Below are 20,527 nucleotides of genomic sequence, written 5' to 3'. Positions count from 1 at the left end.
CAGGGTGTAGCGCCTTTGGCCGCGAAAGAAAGGGGAGGCCGTTCAAGCCGGCGCGAACGTTCCGCTTTCCTCGTCGAGCAGATGCAGGATGCCGTCGCTGATCGCGAAAAAGGCGCCGCGCAGCTTCAGCGTGCCGCGCTTCTCGCGCTCCTGAATGCACGGGAAGGTGCGCAGATTGGCCAGGCTGACCTTGACCCCCGCCATTTCCATCGCACGGCCCGCGTCGCGATTGTCGATGTCGGTGTGGCTCGCGCGAACGGCGGCGCTCGCTTCGTCGAGCAGCGCGATCCAGTCGGCGATGAAGCCGCCGCGTCCCGGCTCGGCGCCCTCCATCGTCCGGTGCAGCGCGGCATGGCAGCCGCCGCACAGCCCGTGCCCCATCACGACGATTTCCTCGACGTTGAGGAACTGCACCGCGAATTCGAGCGCCGCGGAGACGCCATGGCGCCCCGGGCTGGTCTCGAACGGCGGGACAAGCGCCGCGACGTTGCGGACGACGAATATCTCGCCCGGACTGGTATCGAAAATCTGCGCGGGTTCGGACCGGCTGTCCGAACAGGCGATGATCATCACCTTGGGCGACTGGCCTTCGGCGAGTTCCTCCCAACGTGCGCGCTGCTGCTCCCAGTCCGTCGCGCGAAAGCGGCGATAGCCCTCAATCAGTTCTGCAAAGCGAGTCATGCGCGCGCCTTAGCACAAGATCGACGGTTGAGAAGAGGCGCGCGCGCGCCTATGTGAGCGCGATGAACGCACCCGTCCAACCGCTTTCGCAGCCCTCGCAGCGCGCCCGCAAACCCGACTGGATTCGCGTCAAGGCGCCGACCAGCCCCGGCTATGCCGAGACGCGCAAGCTGATGCGCGATTTGAACCTCAATACGGTGTGCGAGGAAGCGGCGTGTCCGAATATCGGCGAATGCTGGACCAAGAAGCACGCCACGGTGATGATCCTCGGCGACACCTGCACGCGCGCCTGCGCCTTCTGCAACGTCAAGACCGGGATGCCGCGCGCGGTCGATCCGCTCGAGCCCGAGCATGTTGCGGTGGCGGCGGCGAAGATGGGGCTGACGCATATCGTCATCACCTCGGTCGATCGCGACGACCTGCCCGACGGCGGTGCGCGTCAGTTCGTGCGCGTGATCGAGGCGCTGCGCCGCGAAACGCCGCAGACGACGATCGAAATCCTGACCCCCGATTTCCGCAACAAGCCCGAGGATGCGGTCGCGTCGATCGTCGATGCGCGGCCCGACGTCTATAATCACAATCTCGAAACGGTGCCGCGGCTCTATCCGACGATCCGCCCCGGCGCGCGCTATTACGCCTCGCTGCGCCTGCTCGAACAGGTCAAGCGCCGCGATCCGTCGATCTTCACCAAGTCGGGGATCATGCTCGGCCTCGGCGAAGAGCGGATGGAAGTGCATCAGGTGATGGACGACATGCGCAGCGCCGACATCGATTTCATGACGATGGGCCAATATCTCCAGCCGACGCCGAAGCACACCAAGGTGATCGACTTCGTGACCCCGCAGGCCTTCGACGCCTATGCGCAGATCGCGCGCGCGAAGGGCTTCCTTCAGGTCGCTTCGTCGCCGCTGACGCGCTCGAGCTATCACGCCGGCGACGATTTCGAGCGGATGCGCGCGGCGCGCGAGGCGAAGCTCGCGCGTGCGGCCGCCGACTGAGCCTTGCCCCGCCACCACGAAACGCGCGAGCTGCCGTACAGCGCCGAGCAGATGTTCGCGCTCGTCACCGACATCGCGCACTATCCCGATTTTCTGCCGTGGGTCGTCGCGCTGCGCGTCAAAAGCGACAGCGAGACCGAGTCGGTCGCCGACATGATCGTGGGGTTCAAGGGGCTGCGCGAGAGCTTTTCGTGCCGCGTCGAGAAGCGGCGGCCGTCGCATGTCGATGTTCACTATCTCGAAGGCCCGATGCGCCATCTCGACAATGAATGGCATTTCACACCGCTTGACGACGGGGGTAGCCGGGTCGACTTCATGGTCGATTTCTCGTTCCGCAACCGCCTGTTCGAAGCGCTCGCCGGACAGATGTTCGACAAGGCGCTGCGCCGCATGATCGCAGCCTTCGAAGAACGCGCTGCGGCGCTTTACGGCGCTCCCGCATAAAATAACCGTCGCCCCCGCGAAGGCGGGGGCCGCAGGCGGGCTGGAGCGCGATCGACTTTGAGCGAAACCTTGCAAAGGTTCGCGGGAGCGCACGCTTCAGCGAAAGATGATGGTCATTATCCCTTTTGCATCCGTAATCCTCGTCATTGCGAGCGAAGCGAAGCAATCCAGAGTGTGCGTAAAACGCTCTGGATTGCTTCGCTTCGCTCGCAATGACGAAACATGCTTTAGCGAAAGGCGACGATATTCCTACGCCGGCAGCTCGACGTCCTCGGACGGTCTGAGCGAATCCTTCTCGGGCTGAAGCAGTTCGAGCGCGAACAATGTCGCGGCATGGCGGATCGCGGCGCGGTCGGTCGACTGGAACTGGATGCGCTGGGTGAAATAATCGTCGGGGTCCTGCCCGCGCAGGGCGCGTGCGAAGACGACGAGCCCGACCGGCTTCTTCTCCGACCCGCCGCCCGGCCCGGCGATCCCCGTGATCGCCACCGCGACGTCGGCGTCGCTCTTGGTCAGCGCGCCCGCCGCCATCGCCCAGGCGGTCGCGAGCGCGACCTCGCCGAAGGTGTCGAGGATTTCGGTGCTCACCTCGAGCTGCGACTGTTTGGCGGCACGCGAATAGGTGATGAAACCCGCCGAAAAGACATCGCTGCTGCCGGCTATGTCGGTCAGCGCGGCGCACACCATGCCGCCGGTGCAGCTTTCGGCGATCGCGACGCGGCGCCCCGCGGCGCGGTTGGCGTCGAGGGCGGCCGTGGCGGCGGCTTCACGCGCGGCAAGGCGCGATTCGAGGTCGGGCTGCAAACTCATGTCTCCGGAAGTTGTAACGTGGCGACGGCCTGTGCGGCGATCCCTTCCCGGCGCCCGGTAAAGCCCAGCCGCTCTGTGGTGGTCGCCTTCACACTAATGCGCGTGGGCGAAATCGCAAGAATTTCGGCGATGCGCGCGCGCATATTGTCCCGAAAAGGGCCGATTTTCGGCGCTTCGGCGATGATCGTCAGGTCGAGATGCCCGATCCGTCCGCCTGCTGCTGTCACACGCTGACCGGCGAATTCGAGGAAACGCCATGACGCCGCGCCGCGCCATTCGGGATCGCTGGGCGGAAAATGCGCGCCGATGTCGCCGTCGCCGAGCGCGCCGAGGATCGCGTCGGTCAGCGCGTGGAGCGCGACGTCGGCATCGCTATGGCCTTCAAGCCCATGACTATGCGGGATTTCTATCCCGCCGAGCCACAGCGGTTTGCCCGTGACGAGGCGGTGGACGTCATAGCCCATGCCGACCGCGGTTCGCATCATCGCCTTCGCCTCCAGCAGCCCCGACAGGATCGCCATATCGTCGGCATAAGTCAGTTTGTGCAGCCGCGCATCGCCCTCGACCGCGGCCACCGGAACGCCGAGCCGCCGCACAAGTTGCGCATCGTCGGTCGCCGCGCCCGGGCCAGCGCCGCCATGCGCGCGGCGCAGCGTGCCGAGCCGGAAGGCCTGCGGCGTCTGGACGCGGGCGAGCGCGGCGCGATCGACGACCTCGCCGGCCTCGCCGCCGGTCTGTGCGACAAGCGTGTCGGGGACGGGAAGGGTCGGGATTGCCGCATCGGCGCCCCCCTCGAGCGCCGCGAGCAACCGGTCGATCACCGCCGCCGGCACCCCCGGCCGCGCGGCATCGTGAACCAGCACAAGCGCATCGTCGTCCCAGTCGCCAAGGACTGCCAGCGCGTTCGCCACCGATTGCTGGCGTTCGGCGCCGGGACGTGCGGAAATCCAGCCTTCCGGTAGCGCGGCGATCGACGCCATGACGTCGTCGCCCGCGACGAGCACCCCGCCCGAAATCGCGGGATGCGCGGCAAAAGTGTCGAGGCTCCATTGCAGCACCGGCTTGCCGCCGAGCAGCGCGAGCTGCTTGGGCTGGCCCAGCCCGGCACGCGCGCCGACGCCGCCCGCGAGCAGGATGGCGGCGACGCGCCGAACGGGCGAGAGAGCGGAGTCGGTCATATCCCGCGCCGGGTAGCGCAGCGGCGGCTTGCGGGGAAGCCGTTGAGCGTGTAGGGCGCTGCTTAAATTTTAGGCAATTTTGACGAAAGCTCCCCCCATGGCGCCGCTGCGGCCCATCCAGATCGGTCCTGTCACGATCGCGGATCCAGTGATCCTCGCGCCGATGACGGGCGTCACCGACCGCCCCTTTCGCACGCTCGTGCGCCGCTACGGCTCGGGGCTCAATGTCACCGAGATGATCGCCAGCCAGGCGGCGATCCGCGAAACGCGCCAGTCGATCCAGAAGGCGGCGTGGGACCCGGTCGAAGAGCCGGTGTCGATGCAACTCGTCGGCTGCACCCCCTATGAAATGGGCGAGGCGGCGAAATTGAACGAGGATCGCGGCGCCGCGATCATCGACATCAACATGGGTTGTCCGGTGCGCAAGGTCACCAACGGCGATGCCGGATCGGCGCTGATGCGCGACCTGAAGCTCGCCGCCGAACTGATCAAGTCCTGCGTCGAGGCGGTTTCCGTGCCGGTCACGGTCAAGATGCGCATGGGCTGGGATCACGACAGCCTCAACGCCCCCGAACTCGCGCATATCGCCGAGGATCTGGGCGCGAAGATGGTCACCGTCCACGGCCGCACGCGCAACCAGATGTATCGCGGCAGCGCCGACTGGCGCTTCGTCCGCTCGGTCAAGGAGGCGGTGTCGATCCCGGTGATCGTCAACGGCGATATTTGTTCGCCGGCCGACGCGCGCACCGCGCTCGCGCAGAGCGGCGCCGACGGGGTGATGATCGGCCGCGGCGCCTATGGCCGCCCGTGGCTGCTCGGCCAGGTGATGGCGGCGCTGCGCGGCGAGAGCGAGCGCCCAGACCCCGGAATCGACGAACAATATGACATCATCACAACGCATTACCGCGCGATGCTCGACCATTATGGCGAGATGACCGGTGTCAATATGGCGCGCAAGCATCTCGGCTGGTACGTCAAGGGGCTCCCCGGCTCGGCCGAATTCCGCAACAAGGTCAACCAGATCCCCGACAGCAAGGGCGTGCTCGACGCGCTCGAAGGCTTTTACGGCCCCTTCCTCAGCAGGGCGGCCGCGTGACCGCGCAGTCGTCGAGCATTCCGACCTTCGACCATGACGAGCTGATCCAGTCGCATCCGGTGGCCACGCTGCTGCTCGACAAGGGCGGGGTGGTGCTGTTCGTCAACGCCGCCGCCGAGCAGCTGTGCAATCTCAGCCGATCGGTGATGGTCGGGCGCGTGGTCTATGACGTCATCCGCATGGACCGCAGCTATCGCCAGCGAATGAGCGATCCCGCGACCCCGGCGCTGTTCGCCCACCGCGCCGAAATCGCGGTCGGCGGGCGCAAGGCGATCTTCGTCGACATGCAGATGGTCCCCTATGGGAGCAACGGCCACCGCATCCTCGCGCTCGTCCCGTCGCAGAGCGAGGCCGAGCTGATGGGCGGCGCGATCGGCCGCTCGGGGCGCGCGGCGGGCGCCGCGGCGTCGATGCTCGCGCACGAAATCAAGAACCCGCTCGCCGGCATCAAGGGCGCGGCGCAGCTTCTCGCACGCAAGGTCGACGCCGGCGGCGAGCGCTTCACGACGCTGATCTGCGCCGAGGTCGACCGGATCACCAATCTGATCGACCAGATGGAGCATTTTTCGCGCGGGCAACCGCTCGCCTGCTCGGCGATCAACCTCTATCCGCCGATCCACCAGACGATGGAGGCGGTGCGCGCGCGGCAATTCGACGGCGTCCGCTTTGCCGAGGATTTCGACCCCTCGCTGCCGCTCGTTCTCGGCAACCACGATGCGATGGTGCAGATCCTGCTCAACCTCGTCACCAACGCCTGCGAAGCGCTCGCTGGGCGCGACGACGGGGTGGTGCGCATCGCGACCGCCTATCGCCACGGGCTCTCGATCGACAATGGCGACGGGCGCGGCCGCATCGCGCTGCCGATCGAGCTCAGCGTCAGCGACAATGGTCCGGGCGTTCCCGCCGATATTCGCGGCGACCTGTTCGACCCCTTCGTCACGACCAAGCGCGAGGGTAGAGGGCTCGGCCTCGCGCTCGTCGCCAAGCTCGCCCGCGACATGGGCGGCACCGTCCAGCATATGCGCGACGGCGACTGGACGCGCTTTCGCGTCCACCTGCCCACCGCGGCGCAGAAGGCGGTGACGTCATGACCGCCGGCAAGACCATTCTGCTCGTCGAGGACGACCCGGCAATCGCGTTGATCATCCGCGAAACGCTTGCGACCGAATGCGGCCAGTTCGCCTCGGTCGCCAGCATCGCCGAGCGCAACGCCTGGCTCGCCGATCATCGCCCCGACCTGATCATCACCGACGTCGTATTGCCCGATGGCGACGGCATCGACTCGCTCCCCGGCGTCGGGGTCGATCCGCTGACCCCGGTGATCGTCCTGTCGGCGCAGAATACGCTCGACACCGCGGTGCGCGCGACCGGGATCGGCAGCTATGATTATCTGCCCAAGCCTTTCGATCTCGACGAACTGACCGCGAGCGTGCGCGCCGCGCTGCAGCGGCGCACGCTGCCGAGCGAGGGCGCCGATGCGGCGCCGCAGGACAGCCACGGGCTTGTCGGCCGCGCGCCCGCGATGCAGGCGGTCTATCGCACCATCGCGCGGCTCGCGACCAACGACCTCGCGGTGCTGATCCTCGGCGAATCGGGCACAGGCAAGGAAGTGGTCGCGCGCGCGATCCATTCGACCGGGCTTCGGCGCAGCGGACCGTTCGTCGCGATCAACATGGCGGCAATCCCGCGCGAGCTGATCGAGGCCGAGCTGTTCGGGCATGAAAAGGGCGCTTTCACCGGCGCGACGAGCCGCAACGCCGGCCGCTTCGAGCAGGCGGCGGGCGGGACGCTGTTTCTCGACGAGATCGGTGACATGCCGCTCGAGGCGCAGACGCGGCTGCTGCGCGTGCTCCAGAGCAACGAATATTCGACCGTCGGCGGCAGCCAGGCGCTGAAAGCCGACGTGCGTGTCGTCGCCGCAACGCACCGCGACATGCGCACGCTCGTTGCCGACGGACGCTTCCGCGAAGACCTCTTCTACCGGCTCAACGTCATTCCGGTGACGCTGCCCCCGCTGCGCGATCGGCGGAGCGACATTCCCGCGCTCGTTCGCCATTTCATCGACGCGGGGCGCCATTCGGGATTGCCCGATCGCCAGTTCGCCCCCGCGGCGATGCAGCTTCTCGAACGCCACGACTGGCCCGGCAATGTTCGCGAACTGGGGAATGTCGTGCAGCGGCTTGCCGTGCTCTCGCGCGACACGATCGTTGGCCCGCGCGATGTCGAATCGGTGCTGCGCGAAAGCGGGGAAGGGGTTTCGCTCGCCGACCCCGCAGAGTTGATCGCGCGCGCGGTCGACGACTGGACGCGCGAACAGCTCGCCGGCGGCGAAGGCGACGGCGACGTCCACGGCCGCCTTGAAGCGATCGTCGAGACGGCGCTGCTGCGCCGCACCCTGCGCGAGGTGCGCGGCAACCAGCTCGAGGCCGCGCGACGTCTTGGCATCAACCGCAACACGCTGCGCAAGCGGCTCGTGCAGCTCGCTATCGACCCCGCGCAGCCCTGACCGCGCCCGGCCCGGCAGTTAATCCGGCCGAAGCGCATATTGTGTGTTTTCTATGCAACAGCTTTGTCGTATCGAAGCCACAATGGCGCAATCCGCTCCTCTGGTTTTCGACGACGCATCCGACGAACAGCCCGCGCGGGTGTGGCGCTTTGCAGCGCCCGAATATTATACGCTCGCGCTGATCCTCAGCATCGGGATCGCGACCTATATCTTCGTGACCGGCGACGCGCAGAGCCAGCGATTGCTAACCCCCGCGCTCGTCGCGGCGATCATGATCGCGAACCTCGTGCCCGCGATGGCGCTGATCGTGCTGATCGGCAGCCGCGTCGCGCGCGCGCGCGCCGGCCGTACCATGGGTGGCGGAAACGGCCGGTTGCACGTCCGACTCGTCGCATTGTTTTCCTTGCTCGCGGCGGTGCCGACCTTGCTCGTTGTGATCTTCGCCTCGCTGCTCTTCCAATATGGGGTCGATTTCTGGTTCTCCGACCGCTCGCGCGGCATGTTCGAAAATGCCGCGAGTCTCGCCGAGGGCTATTATCAGGAAAACCAGCGCGAAGTCGGCGACAATGCGGCCGCGATGGCCGGCGATCTGGTCAGCAAGCTTACGCAGGTTCCGATCGACAGCCGCGAGTTTGTCAACTATCTCTATTTGCAGGTCCTGTCCCGAAACCTCAATGAATCCGCGATCATAGAGGTCGGCGACGACGGTGTCGCACGCACGGCCGCGATGATCGACCCGGACAATCGCGATGCCAAAAGTCGGCTTTCGAAAGAAGTCATCGCACGGCTCGATGCTGGAGAGGATGTCGTCGTTATCCGGCGCGCGGGAAGGATCGAAGCGACGACCCGTATGCCGGGGTCGCAGCGCGCTTATCTCTATGTTTCGCGCGATTTCAACGTCCCCGGTTTCCAGCAGTCGCAGCGTGCCAGCACCGTGCTCGCGGACTATAACAATCTGTTCGAACGCTCGCAGCAGCTGCAGGTGCGTTTCAACGGCGCGCTCTACCTTGGGTCGTTGCTGCTGCTGGCACTCGCCGTCGTTGCCGCGATCGTCGTCGCCGACCGGATCGTCCGTCCGCTCGGGACTCTGATCGGCGCGACGCGAACCGCGGCGGGGGGGGATTTGTCGGTGCGTGTGCCCTTGCCTGCGCGCGACGACGAGATTGCCGTTCTAACCAACGCCTTCAACCGGATGACAGAGCAGTTGCAGGGACAGACAAGTGCGCTCGTCAGCGCCAACCAGCAGCTCGAGACGCGGCGCAGCTTCATCGAGGCGGTGCTCTCGGGCATCACCTCGGCCGTCGTCTCGGTCGATGCGCAGGGGCGGATACTGCTCGCCAACGCCGCGGCCGAGCGCCTGATCGGGACCGAAGGCGAAAGTCTGACCGGCAAATCGCTTGCCGACGTCGCGCCCGAACTCGCCGCGCTCATCGACAGCGACGAGCATGAGGCGATCGTCCAGTTCGCGCGCGCCGACGCCGAACCCGCGACGCTCGCCGCCAAGGCGGTCGCGCAGGGCGACGGTTTCGTGCTCAGCTTCGAGGACATTACCCAGCAATTGCTCGACCAGCGCCGCGCCGCATGGTCCGACGTCGCACGGCGCATTGCGCACGAAATCAAGAACCCGCTGACGCCGATCCAGCTCGCCGCCGAGCGCTTGCAGCGCCGCTTCGGCGACAAGGTGGAGGGCGACGAGGCGACATTCCGCAGGCTGACCGACACCGTCATCCGCCAGGTCCACGACATGCGGCGGATGGTCGACGAATTTTCGAGCTTCGCGCGGATGCCCAAGCCGACCTTCGGGGTCGAGGATGTGCGCGACATATTGAAGCAGGCGGTCTTCCTGTTCGAGGTGGCCAAGCCCGACATTCATTTCAGCGTCCGCACGCCGAACGAGATCGAACCGCTCGTCTGCGATCGCCGCCTGCTGTCGCAGGCGCTGACCAACATCGTCAAAAATGCTGTCGAAGCAATTGAAGAAAAATCGAAAAATGACGATGCGCCCGCCGTCGGGAATATCGAGGCCAAGCTCGATATGGGCGCGCGCGGCGAGGTGCGGATCACGGTGCTCGATGACGGTATCGGCCTGCCGGCGGCGCGCGACGCGATCGCCGAGCCCTATATGACGACGCGGCGCGGCGGCACCGGTCTGGGGCTCGCAATCGTGCAAAAGATCGTCGAGCAACATTTTGGCGAACTTGAATTTTCCGACAATCCGGCGGGGCAGGGGACGTGCGTGACGCTGACCCTGCACCCCGACCGGCTCGGGCCGCTCGTCGGCAAAAGCGGGGAGGGAACAGCGGGGCAAGGTGAATCGGTGCCGGGACGGATTCGCACCCGCAGCCGGCAAGACAGAGAAGATCATGGCACTTGATATTTTGATCGTCGACGACGAACGCGACATTTGCGAGCTGGTGGCCGGCGTCATGGAGGACGAAGGCTATGAAGCGCGGACCGCGCCGGACAGCGACGCCGCGCTCGAAGCGATCCGCCAGCGCCGCCCGTCGCTCGCGCTCGTCGATGTCTGGCTCCAGGGCTCGCGGCTCGACGGGCTGGGACTCGTCGAGGCGATCAAGGCCTTCGACCCCACCTTGCCGATCATCGTGATTTCGGGGCACGGCGGGCTCGACACCGCGGTCGCGGCAATCCGCCGCGGGGCGTTCGATTTCATCGAAAAGCCCTTCGAGGCCGAACGGCTGCTCCACCTCGTCGCGCGCGCGACCGAGAATGAACGGCTGAAATTCGAATATGAACAGCTGCGCGAAAAGGCCGGCCCCGCCGAAGAGCTGACCGGCAACAGCGGTGCGATCAACAATGTCCGCGCGACGCTGAAACGCGTCGCCGGCACGGGCAGCCGCGTCCTCATCACCGGCGCGCCCGGCGTCGGCAAGGAGGTTGCGGCGCGCGTCCTCCACGGCTGGAGCGGGCGCCAGAACGCGCCGTTCCGCGTGATTTCATCGGCGCGGATGGACCCCGAAACGGTCGAGGCCGAACTCTTCGGGACCGAAAGCGACGACGGCGCGATCCGCGTCGGCCTGCTCGAACAGGCGCACGGCGGCACCCTTTTCCTCGACGAGGTCGCCGACATGCCGCTGACGACGCAGGGCAAGATATTGCGCGTGCTGACCGATCAGAGCTTCACCCGCGTCGGCGGCCGCACGATGATCCGCGTCGATGTGCGCATCATCTCGGGATCGGCGCGCGACCTGACCGCCGAAATCGCCGAGGGGCGTTTTCGCGAGGATCTCTACTACCGGCTCAATGTCGTCCCGGTGCATATCCCGCCGCTGCGCGAGCGGCGCGACGATATCGCCAGCCTGTGCGATCATTATATCCGCCGCTATGCCGCCGATCGCCGCGTCGCGCCGCCCGAGATGAGCGCCGAGGCGATGGCGGCGCTACAGGCGCATGATTGGCCGGGCAATGTCCGTGAACTGCGCAACGTCATCGAGCGCGTGATGATTCTCGCGCCGAGCGACCGGCTCGCGCGCATCGACGCCGATATGCTGCCCACCGAGCTGGTGCGCGGCGGCAGCGACATGATGCCGGGCTCCGAATCGATCACCGCGATCCCGCTCAAGGAAGCGCGCGAGAATTTCGAGCGCGAATATCTGCGCATCCAGATCAACCGTTTTTCGGGCAATATCTCGCGCACCGCGACCTTCATCGGCATGGAGCGGTCGGCGCTTCACCGCAAGCTGAAGCTTTTGGGATTGACCGAAAACTCTTCGGACGAAACGTGACGGCTTTGTCCTAGACGTGCGGAGCGCTTTGCAGCATATTGCCGTCGTCAATATGAAATGGCGGTTCGATAAACGAACCCCCAGCGGCGATGCCGCCAAGAACAGGAGGCCAAAGTGTCCGACAAGAACCAGAATCTCCAGGATCTCTTCCTCAACGCCCTGCGCCGCAGCAAGACCCCGGTAACGATGTTCCTCGTCAAGGGGGTCAAGTTGCAGGGAATCATCACCTGGTTCGACAATTTCTCGCTGCTGCTGCGCCGCGACGGCCAGTCGCAGCTCGTTTACAAGCACGCGATCTCGACGATCATGCCGTCGCACGATTTCGACCTTGCGGCGCTCGGCGACGATGTCCGCAGCGCGCCGGCGAGCAAGGGCAAGGCATTGCAGGACGTCTTCCTCAACGCCGTGCGCCGGTCGGAGGAATCGGTGACGATGTTCCTCGTCAATGGCGTGATGCTCCAGGGCGACATCGTCGCCTTCGATCTCTTCTGCATGCTGCTCGAGCGCGAGCGGCAGGTGCAGCTTGTCTACAAGCACGCGATCTCGACCGTGCAGCCCAATGGTCCGGTCAACCTGACCGACAATGGCGACGACGAGGCCGAGGACGCCTGACGAACCGATGGACGATAGCGTCGGCGAAGTGACGCGCGGCGCCCGCGCAATATTGGTCGTGCCCGAATGGCACGGGCAGGGGCTTTCGCGCGACCTCGACGCGCGTGTGGGTGAGGCAAAGGGGCTCGCGGTCGCGATCGGCCTCGACGTCGTCGCGGTGCATCCGCTTCGCCTGCGTCAGACGCGCGCTGCGACGCTGATCGGGGTCGGGCAGATCGAGGCGATCAAGCCCGACGTCGCGGCGAGCGAGGCGCAGCTCGTCATCGTCGACGCGCCGCTCACCGCGATTCAGCAGCGCAACCTCGAAACCGAGCTCGGCGCGAAGGTGATCGACCGCACCGGGCTGATCCTCGAAATCTTCGGCGAGCGCGCGGCGACCGCCGAGGGGCGGTTGCAGGTCGAACTCGCGCACCTCGACTATCAGGCGGGGCGGCTCGTGCGCAGCTGGACCCACCTCGAACGCCAGCGCGGCGGCTTCGGCTTCCTCGGCGGCCCCGGCGAAACGCAGATCGAGGCCGACCGCCGGATGATCCGCGACCGGATGGCGCGCATCCGCCGCCAGCTCGACGACGCGCGCCGAACGCGGCAATTACAGCGCGCAAAGCGTCAACGCGCGCCGTGGCCGGTGATCGCGCTGGTCGGCTATACCAATGCCGGAAAATCGACCTTTTTCAATCGGCTGACGGGCAGCGACGTCATGGCGGAAGACATGCTGTTCGCGACGCTTGATCCCACGATGCGCGAAATCCGCCTCCCCGGCATCGACAAGGCGATCCTGTCCGATACTGTCGGATTCGTCTCCGATCTGCCGACCGAGCTCGTCGCCGCCTTCCGCGCGACGCTCGAGGAAGTCACGACCGCCGACCTGATCGTCCACGTCCGCGACATCGTGCATCCCGATACCGAGGCGCAATATGACGATGTGCGCGCCATCCTCACCGCGCTCGGCGTCGTCGAGGGGGAAGGGGAGGATGGCGAGGCGGTGCGCCCCGTCCCGCAGATCGAGATATGGAACAAGATCGACACCGCGAGTGCGGAACGGCGTGCGGCGATCCTCGAGATGGCGGCGCGGCGGCGTGGCGTCGCGGTGATCTCGGCCGAAACCGGCGAGGGCGTCGATGCCGCGCGCGCGCTGATGGCGGCCGAACTGACCGCGCGGCACGAATTGGTGCGGATTGCGCTGCGCTTCGATCAAGGCGAGGCGATGGCATGGCTCCACGCGCGCGGTGAAGTGCTCACCGACGAGGCGAAGGATGGTGGCCATCTGCTGACCGTGCGCCTCGATCCGGCAGACCGCGCACGTTTTGAACGATTGTGGCCTGAAGCTAGCTTCGTTCCGAGCGTTTGACCGCCTGCCAATGCGCTTCTTGCGCATCGAGCGACAGGCCGTCGAGGCTGCCGCCGGCTTGGGTTTCCATTGCGAAAAAGCGCCGTGCGAACTTGGCGTTGGCATCGCGCAGCGCGCCTTCGGCATCGACGCCGAGCTTGCGGGCGTAGTTGACGACGGCGAACAGCAGGTCGCCGACTTCCTCGTGGCGCGCGGCGTCGCTGTCGGCGCCGGCAACTTCGGCGAGTTCCTCGGCGATCTTGTCGCGCGGGCCTTCGGTGTCGGGCCAGTCGAAGCCGACGCGCGCGGCGCGGCCTTGCAGCTTTTGCGCACGTAGCAGCGCCGGGAGCGACAGCGCGACACCCGCGAGCGCGCTCTGCGGCCCGTCGGTGGCGCGCTCGCTTGCCTTGATCGCTTCCCATTGCTGGCGCACGTCACTGGTTCGCGCGTTGCCGAAGATATGCGGGTGGCGCCGCTCCATCTTGTCCGAGATCGCGTTGGCGACATCGTCGAAGCCGAAAAGCTGTTTGTCGGTTGCGATCTGGGCGTGGAAGACGACCTGAAGCAGCAGGTCGCCGAGTTCGTCGCAAATCGCGGCAGGATCGCCGCCGGCGATCGCGTCGGCAACCTCATAGGCTTCCTCGATCGTGTAAGGCGCGATCGTATCGAAATCCTGCGCCAGATCCCATTCGCAGCCGCCGTCCGGGTTGCGCAGCTGGCGCATGATCGCCAGCAATCGATCGATGGGGGACCGGGGGGAGCCGCTCGCGGTCTGAGACATTGGACTATCCGATAATATATATTATGTTAAATATGCGATGGAATGGCGAAGCTCGGGGGCCCTCACGTCACCAGCTGCCACGTCCGGATGACGAGAAACACCAGCGCGAAAATCGCGGCCCATGCGAGCCCCATCTTCAGCCAGTCCTTCATCGGCAAGCGGCGCGCGACGAGCGCGCTCACCACCAGCGTGAACGCCATTGCAAACCACAGCATGTCAGCGCCGGTTTCCATCGTCATAGCTGCACCTCCAGCCCATCATAGCCCGGCTCGACGCCCGGCGGCAATTCGCCCGCAAGGTCATCATAATCCATCGTATTGTCCATGTGCGTGATGATCGCGCGCGGATGGCCGACCTGCGCGAGCGCTTCGAGCGTCATCGCGAGATGCGGGTGCGTCGGGTGCGGATAGCGGCGCAGCGCGTCGATCACGAACAGGTCGACGCCCTGGAAGAACTCGACCATATCATCAGTAAATCTTGAAAAATCAGTTGCATATCCGACCCTGTGCGCACCATCGCTGAAGATGAGGCCCGACGCCAGGATCGGGCCATGCGGCATGTCGATCGCCGAGACTTCGATCGGTCCGATCGACTGATGATCGCGCAGTTCGATGGGGTCGATCGACGCCGGATAGCCCGCATTGCCTGCAAAGGCATAAGTGAAGCGCCATTTGAGCGTTTCGAGCACATGGTCGCGCGCATAGGCCGGAACCGGCGATCCATGGCGCAAATGCATGATCTGCCGCAGATCGTCGAGCCCGTGGCAATGGTCGGCATGTTCGTGCGTCCAGATTACCGCATCGACCTCGCCGACACGCGCGTCGAGCAATTGCATCCGCATGTCGGGACTGGTGTCGACGAGCAGCCGATAGCCACCGAGCGAAACGAGAATCGACGCGCGGCTGCGCAGATTGCGCGGATTGTCGGGATCGCACGCACCCCAGTCGTTGCCGATCCGCGGCACCCCCGACGAGGTGCCGCATCCGAGAATCCGTACCTTCATGCGGCGCGTGACGTCATGGCTGCGCCTTGTTGAAAAGACGGTAGAAATTGACGCTCGTCGCCTCCGCCAGCGCCTCGCGGTCCTCGCCGCGCAGCTCCGCCAGAAACGCCAGCGTGTCGGCGACGAACGCCGGCTCGCCGGTCTTGCCGCGGTGCGGAACGGGGGCGAGGAAGGGGGAGTCGGTTTCGATCAGCAAGCGGTCCTGCGGCAGCCATTTGGCGGTCGCCTGCAAATCGGCGGCATTCCTGAAGGTCACGATCCCCGAAATCGAGATATAGAGGCCGAGATCGAGCGCCTTGCGCGCGAAATCGTCGCTCGCGGTAAAGCAATGGATGACGCCCGGATAAGTCGCCTTCCCCATTTCCTCGCCGAGCAGCGCCAGCGTGTCGGCCTCGGCCTCGCGCGTGTGGACGATGATCGGCAGGCCGGTCTGCTGCGACGCATGGATGTGGCGGCGGAAACTGTCCTGCTGCCGACGGCGGTCGCTCTTGTCGTAATAATAGTCGAGCCCGGTCTCGCCGATGCCGATCACGCGCGGGTGCGCGGCGCGCTCCACGAGCTTCGCGGTATCGACATCGGGATGCTGATCGGCGTCGTGCGGATGGATGCCGACGCTCGCCCAGACGTCCGGATTGGTCTCGGCCGCGGCGAGCACCTCGTTCCACTCGCTCTCGCGCGTCGCGATGTTGAGCATCGCGGTGACGCCCCGGGCGCGCGCGCGTTCGAGCACCTCGTCCTGCTGCTCGGCGAGGCCCTTGTAATTGAGGTGGCAGTGCGAATCGACGAGCATCAGGCTTCCCCTTCCCCATCGGGAAGTTCGAGGCGCGGGAAGATGGGAACGGGCTGACCCACCTTGAAGCCGCTCGCGGCGAGTTTTGCGAACCAGTCGGTATCGGCAAGCGCCACGAAATCGCGCGCATCAGGTGCGATGCCCATCTGGTCGAGCAATTTGTCGGCGGCGTCGGGCACGACCGGGCGGATCGCGATCGCGAGCGTGCGGACCGCCTGGAACAGGGTCATCAGCACGGCGCGCATCCGCTCGGGGTCGGTCTTGCGCAGCGCCCAGGGCGCCTGCGCATCGACATATTGGTTGCACGCGAAGACCGCGCGGATCCAGTCCTCGATGCCGATCGAGAAAGCGAGCTGTTCGAACTCGCGCGGCAGGCGCGTCCCTGCCATGTCGAGAATATCGTCGATCAGCGAAACATCGTCGGACGCCGGCTGATAGTCGACCGTCAGTTCGCCGCCTAAATTCTTGAAAATCATCGACAAGCTGCGCTGCGCCAGATTGCCGAAACTGTTCGCGAGATCGGCGTTGGCGGTGCGCACGATCGCTTCGGCCGAATAGCTGCCGTCCTGCCCGAAGCTCACTTCGCGCAGCAGATAATAGCGCAGCGCGTCGACCCCGAACTGCTCGGCGAGCGCCATCGGATCGACGACATTGCCGAGCGATTTTGACATTTTCTCGCCGCGGTTCAAAAGGAAGCCATGACCGAACACCTGTTTGGGGAGCGGCAGGCCGGCACTCATCAGGAAGGCCGGCCAGTAAACGGTATGAAAACGCACGATATCCTTGCCGATCATGTGAATGTCGGCGGGCCAGAAACGCGCGAAATCGCTCTCCGCATCGGGGTAGCCGAGCCCCGAGAGATAGGTGGTGAGCGCGTCGACCCAGACATACATCACATGGCCCGGCGAATCGGGCACCGGCACGCCCCAGTCGAAGCTGGTGCGCGAAACGCTGAGATCCTTGAGCCCGCCCTCGACGAAGCGCAGCACCTCGTTGCGGCGGCTTTCGGGGCGGATGAAATCGGGATTGTCGCGGTAGAACGCGAGCAGCCGGTCCTGATAGGCCGACAGGCGGAAGAACCAGCTTTCCTCGACGGTCCATTCGACCGGCGTGCCCTGCGGCGAGAGCTTTGCACCGCCTTCCCCTTCGACGAGTTCCTCCTCGTCGTAAAAAGCTTCGTCGCGGACCGAATACCAGCCTTCGTAGCGGTCGAGATAAAGATCGCCGTTCGCCGCCATGGCGCGCCACAGTGCCTGCGACGCCGCATGGTGCGCCGGGTCGGACGTGCGCATGAAGCGGTCATAGCTGATATTCAGCTTGGCATACATCGCACGGAAATATCCCGACATTTCGTCGGCAAGGTCGATCGTCGCCCGCCCCTGGCCGCGCGCGGTCTGGTACATCTTCAGCCCATGCTCGTCGGTGCCGGTGACCATCCGCACGTCGCGGCCGCGCGCGCGCTGAAAGCGCGCCATGACGTCGGTGGCGATCGCCTCATAGGCATGGCCGATATGCGGGCGGCCATTGGGATAGCTGATCGCGGTGGTGATGTAGAAAGGGGTCTTATCCGTGGACATGCGCGCGCCTTAGCGGTTGGCGGGTGGAAGGGAAAGGGATTGCATGGCCGAACCCCTCCTCGTCACGCCGGACTTGATCCGGGGTCCATTGGACCGGCGCCGGGGGACTGGAACCCGGATCAAGTCCGGGATGACGAAGGTGAGCAAACAGAAGTTCCCCACCCCCAGGCCGCTATTGGCGCGGTGCCAGTTCGGCGAGGCAATTGCCGATTTCGAACCCGACCATCGCGCCGTCGTAGGAGCCGCGCACCGCGTCGCGCACGGTGCGCTGCACCCGGTCCCACTGAACGAGCACCGGCTCGATCTCGGCGAGCGGGCGTTCGCGCGCGATGCGCGACAGCAGCGCCGGGACGATGTCGATGACGAGTTCGAGCCGCGCGCGGTTGGCGGCGCCGCCGACCTCTTTCGCCAGTGCTTCGCGGAGCCGGTTGTCGGGATCGCCCGAGGCCGCGATCGCCAGCAATTTCTTCTCCATCGCCGCGACGTCGCTGTCGATCAGCGCGAGCGCTTTCCCCGGCACGCCGCCCGACGCGGCAACGATCGCGCGCAGCTCGCTCATGTCGAGCATCGAGCGCAGCTCGTGCAGCCATGTCGTCATGGCGTCACGCTCAACCGGCTGAAAACGCAGCGTTCGGCACCGCGAGCGGATCGTCGGGAGCAAGCGTCCGGGCGAATGGCTGACGAGCAAAAACAGCGTCTTCGCCGGCGGCTCCTCGAGCGTCTTCAAAAAGGCGTTGGCGGCGCCGGGCTCGAGATCGTCGATCGCGTCGACGACGATCACCCGCCAGTCGCCAAGCGAAAGCGAGAAGTTGAGCCGGCCCTTCAGTTCGCGCACCTGTTCGACCGTGATGTTGCGCGCCAGATCCTTGCCCTTGTCCTTGACCTGGCGTTCGAGCCGCAGGATTTCGGGATGATTGCCCGCATCGACCAGCTTCGCCGCGGCGGCATCGCCGGGGTCGTCGAGCGTCGCCGCATTGCCCTCGCCGCCCGCGCCATGCGTGACCAGAAAGCGCGCGACGCGTGCGGCGAACGCCGCCTTCCCCATCCCTTGCGGCCCGGCGAGCAACCAGGCGTGATGGAGCCGCCCGCCGCGCCACGCGTCGAGGAAAGCCTTTTCCGCGTCGTGATGGCCGATCAGGGCAGCCATGCTTCGAGCTCCGCAAGGATCGCGGCGGTCACCGCTTCCGCGGGCGCTTCGGCGTCGATCACGCGCCAGCGATCGGGCTCGGCCGCCGCCATGTCGGCAAAACGCGCGGCAAGGCGGGCCTGATAGTCGGCGGGCTTGTTTCCCATGCGATCGGCGCCGGCGGCATCGCGCAATGCGAGCCGACGTGCCGCTTCGCCCGAGCCCACCGTCAGCAGGAAGGTGCGATCGGGCAGCAGGCCCTTCGAGCCGAAGTCGTGCAGCGCGAGGATGTCGGCATCGGTGATCCCGCCGCCGCCGCCCTGATAGGCGCGGCTCGAATCGACATAGCGGTCGCAGAGCACCCACGCGCCGCGCGCGAGTGCCGGGCGGATCGTGCGCGCGACATGGTCGGCGCGGGCGGCGGCGAAGAGCAGCGCTTCGCTGCGCGCATCCCAGCGCTCGTCGGCGCCTTCCATCAGCAGCGCGCGGATCGCTTCGGCCCCCGCGCTGCCCCCGGGCTCGCGCGTCGCGACCACCTCGACATCGCGCGCCGCAAGCGCCGCGGCGAGCGCCGCGATCTGGGTCGATTTGCCGACCCCCTCGCCGCCCTCGAGCGTGATGAAGCGCCCCGTCACCATCCCGTCAGCCGGTAAAAGCCAGTGCGCAGGCGATCCCAACCGTCGCCCTTCCCCACATCGTTCGCCGCGAGCAGCGGGGTCGCCTGCGGCGGCAGGCCGTCGGGCGTGACGATCAATTCGGCGATGCGCGCACCCTTGTCGACCGGGGCGGCCAGCGGCGCGCGGGCGCGCATCGTCGCGCGGAAGCCGCCCTCATATCCCTTGGGCACCGTCATTCGCACCGGGATCGCCGCCTCGGCCGCGACCGTGGGGGCATCGCCCTGCCCGACGTCGAGGTGCCCGACCTTTGCATGCGCCGGGACGAGTTCGCGCCCTTCCCATGCCTCGAACCCCCAGCGCATCAGCCGTTCGGCTTCGTCGCGGCGCGCCTTTTCGCTGTCCATTCCCGCCACCACGAGGATCAGACGTCGGCCATTGCGCTTTGCCGAGCCGAGAAAGCAATAGCCCGCCTCACTCGTATGCCCGGTCTTCAATCCGTCGGCGCCTTCGATGTTGCCGAGGATCGGATTGCGGTTCGGCTGGACGATCGGCGTGCCGTCGGGCGCCGTGCCGTGCTGGAGACGCGGTATAGAGAAATAGCGCGCATAGCCGCCGGGATGATCGCGGATCAGCCGGTCGGCGAGCGTGATCAGATCGGCGGCGCTCACCTTGGTCACGCCGCCGTCGGGCCAGCCGTTGGGCGTGCCGAAATGGCTCGACGTCATCCCAAGGAGCTTGGCCATTGTATTCATTCGATTGACGAAAACCTCTTCGCTGCCGTCGATGCCCACCGCCAGCACCGCCGCCGCGTCATTGCCCGAAACGGTGATCAGCCCCTTGAGCAGTTCGTCGACCGAGACTTTTTCGCCGGCGCGCAGGAACATGGTCGAACCACCATTGCTGCCGTTCCATTTGTCATAGGTCTTCTGGTCGACCGTAAAGATCGCGTCGCGCGACAATTTCCCGCTGTCGATCAGATCGAGCACGACATAGGCGGTCATCACCTTTGCCATCGAGGCGGGCGCAAACCGCTTGTCAGCGCCGCGTTCGAACAGGATCGCGCCCGAATCCATGTCCTTGAGCATCGCGACGGGTGCGGCGGTGGTATAGAGCGGACGGCTGGCGGGCGCATGGGCGACGGTGCCGCTCGCCGATGTCGCCGGAAGGGCAAGGGTCAGAGCCGCCGCTGCGAACAGAGCCGCCCCGCTTTTCGCTAATATGGTCCACCGCATGATCCG

General features: G+C 66.1%; 20 protein-coding genes. 9 read left to right on the top strand and 11 right to left on the bottom strand.

What is annotated here, in order from left to right; all coding sequences use genetic code 11:
- Positions 1–42 precede the first annotated feature (42 nt).
- Positions 43–681, bottom strand: coding sequence for a carbonic anhydrase (locus tag CHB69_RS03940; protein ID WP_089214608.1), 639 nt, complete (start codon positions 679–681; stop codon positions 43–45).
- A 62-nt stretch (positions 682–743) separates the two neighbouring features.
- Between CHB69_RS03940 and lipA the strand changes: the two genes are divergently transcribed.
- Positions 744–1,679: a lipoyl synthase gene (gene lipA, locus CHB69_RS03935; protein WP_089214607.1), complete on the top strand. Its 936-nt coding sequence runs from the start codon at positions 744–746 to the stop codon at positions 1,677–1,679.
- A 3-nt stretch (positions 1,680–1,682) separates the two neighbouring features.
- The gene (locus CHB69_RS03930) at positions 1,683–2,123 is read left to right on the top strand and encodes a type II toxin-antitoxin system RatA family toxin (protein ID WP_089214606.1); all 441 of its coding nucleotides are present in this window, start codon (positions 1,683–1,685) and stop codon (positions 2,121–2,123) included.
- A gap of 249 nt (positions 2,124–2,372) precedes the next feature.
- On the opposite strand, the gene CHB69_RS03925 is transcribed toward CHB69_RS03930, so the two are convergent.
- Entirely contained in the window at positions 2,373–2,933 is a 561-nt protein-coding gene (locus CHB69_RS03925; protein ID WP_089214605.1) for a CinA family protein, read from the bottom strand.
- Positions 2,930–4,111: a bifunctional 2-C-methyl-D-erythritol 4-phosphate cytidylyltransferase/2-C-methyl-D-erythritol 2,4-cyclodiphosphate synthase gene (locus tag CHB69_RS03920; RefSeq protein WP_089214604.1), complete on the bottom strand. Its 1,182-nt coding sequence runs from the start codon at positions 4,109–4,111 to the stop codon at positions 2,930–2,932. Before CHB69_RS03920 ends, CHB69_RS03925 begins: the two co-directional genes overlap by 4 nt.
- A gap of 97 nt (positions 4,112–4,208) precedes the next feature.
- Here CHB69_RS03920 and dusB point away from each other — a divergent pair, with 97 nt between their 5' ends.
- From dusB to hflX, 7 genes are all read left to right on the top strand, one after another.
- Complete coding sequence (gene dusB / locus CHB69_RS03915) at positions 4,209–5,207, top strand: tRNA dihydrouridine synthase DusB (protein ID WP_089214603.1); 999 nt, start codon at positions 4,209–4,211, stop codon at positions 5,205–5,207.
- Positions 5,204–6,298 carry a two-component system sensor histidine kinase NtrB gene (locus tag CHB69_RS03910; protein WP_089214602.1) on the top strand — a complete coding sequence of 365 codons (1,095 nt, stop codon included), beginning with the start codon at positions 5,204–5,206 and terminating at the stop codon, positions 6,296–6,298. The genes dusB and CHB69_RS03910 overlap by 4 nt, the downstream gene beginning before the upstream one ends.
- Positions 6,295–7,713: a nitrogen regulation protein NR(I) gene (gene ntrC / locus CHB69_RS03905; protein ID WP_089214601.1), complete on the top strand. Its 1,419-nt coding sequence runs from the start codon at positions 6,295–6,297 to the stop codon at positions 7,711–7,713. Before CHB69_RS03910 ends, ntrC begins: the two co-directional genes overlap by 4 nt.
- 82 nt (positions 7,714–7,795) lie before the next feature.
- Complete coding sequence (locus CHB69_RS03900) at positions 7,796–10,087, top strand: sensor histidine kinase (protein ID WP_245836493.1); 2,292 nt, start codon at positions 7,796–7,798, stop codon at positions 10,085–10,087.
- Positions 10,077–11,456: a nitrogen assimilation response regulator NtrX gene (ntrX, locus tag CHB69_RS03895; RefSeq protein ID WP_089214599.1), complete on the top strand. Its 1,380-nt coding sequence runs from the start codon at positions 10,077–10,079 to the stop codon at positions 11,454–11,456. The genes CHB69_RS03900 and ntrX overlap by 11 nt, the downstream gene beginning before the upstream one ends.
- 114 nt (positions 11,457–11,570) lie before the next feature.
- A complete protein-coding gene (gene hfq / locus CHB69_RS03890) occupies positions 11,571–12,068 on the top strand; it encodes an RNA chaperone Hfq (protein WP_089214598.1) in 498 nt (165 codons plus the stop codon).
- 7 nt (positions 12,069–12,075) lie between these two features.
- The gene (gene hflX / locus CHB69_RS03885; protein ID WP_089214597.1) at positions 12,076–13,416 is read left to right on the top strand and encodes a GTPase HflX; all 1,341 of its coding nucleotides are present in this window, start codon (positions 12,076–12,078) and stop codon (positions 13,414–13,416) included.
- On the opposite strand, the gene mazG is transcribed toward hflX, so the two are convergent.
- From mazG to CHB69_RS03850, 8 genes are all read right to left on the bottom strand, one after another.
- On the bottom strand, positions 13,394–14,119 hold the full coding sequence (gene mazG, locus CHB69_RS03880) for a nucleoside triphosphate pyrophosphohydrolase (RefSeq protein WP_245836491.1): 726 nt from the start codon (positions 14,117–14,119) through the stop codon (positions 13,394–13,396). The two genes, hflX and mazG, sit on opposite strands and share 23 nt — an antisense overlap.
- A 119-nt stretch (positions 14,120–14,238) precedes the next feature.
- The gene (locus CHB69_RS20020) at positions 14,239–14,415 is read right to left on the bottom strand and encodes a hypothetical protein (protein ID WP_170935423.1); all 177 of its coding nucleotides are present in this window, start codon (positions 14,413–14,415) and stop codon (positions 14,239–14,241) included.
- Positions 14,412–15,179 carry an MBL fold metallo-hydrolase gene (locus tag CHB69_RS03875; RefSeq protein ID WP_089214595.1) on the bottom strand — a complete coding sequence of 256 codons (768 nt, stop codon included), beginning with the start codon at positions 15,177–15,179 and terminating at the stop codon, positions 14,412–14,414. The genes CHB69_RS20020 and CHB69_RS03875 overlap by 4 nt, the downstream gene beginning before the upstream one ends.
- Before the next feature lie 13 nt (positions 15,180–15,192).
- Positions 15,193–15,969, bottom strand: a complete 777-nt coding sequence (locus CHB69_RS03870) for a TatD family hydrolase (RefSeq protein WP_089214594.1) — start codon at positions 15,967–15,969, stop codon at positions 15,193–15,195.
- Positions 15,969–17,546, bottom strand: a complete 1,578-nt coding sequence (metG, locus tag CHB69_RS03865; RefSeq protein ID WP_089214593.1) for a methionine--tRNA ligase — start codon at positions 17,544–17,546, stop codon at positions 15,969–15,971. The genes CHB69_RS03870 and metG overlap by 1 nt, the downstream gene beginning before the upstream one ends.
- Positions 17,547–17,718: 172 nt before the next feature.
- Entirely contained in the window at positions 17,719–18,693 is a 975-nt protein-coding gene (locus CHB69_RS03860) for a DNA polymerase III subunit delta' (protein WP_089214592.1), read from the bottom strand.
- Complete coding sequence (gene tmk / locus CHB69_RS03855) at positions 18,681–19,310, bottom strand: dTMP kinase (RefSeq protein ID WP_089214591.1); 630 nt, start codon at positions 19,308–19,310, stop codon at positions 18,681–18,683. Before tmk ends, CHB69_RS03860 begins: the two co-directional genes overlap by 13 nt.
- On the bottom strand, positions 19,304–20,521 hold the full coding sequence (locus tag CHB69_RS03850; RefSeq protein ID WP_089214590.1) for a D-alanyl-D-alanine carboxypeptidase family protein: 1,218 nt from the start codon (positions 20,519–20,521) through the stop codon (positions 19,304–19,306). The genes tmk and CHB69_RS03850 overlap by 7 nt, the downstream gene beginning before the upstream one ends.
- Between the last annotated feature and the right edge of the window lie 6 nt (positions 20,522–20,527).

The organism is Sphingopyxis indica, assembly GCF_900188185.1.
Lineage (GTDB): Bacteria > Pseudomonadota > Alphaproteobacteria > Sphingomonadales > Sphingomonadaceae > Sphingopyxis > Sphingopyxis indica.
The sequence above is the reverse complement of the archived record's forward strand: the minus strand, read 5'-3'. Positions and strand labels throughout refer to the sequence as shown.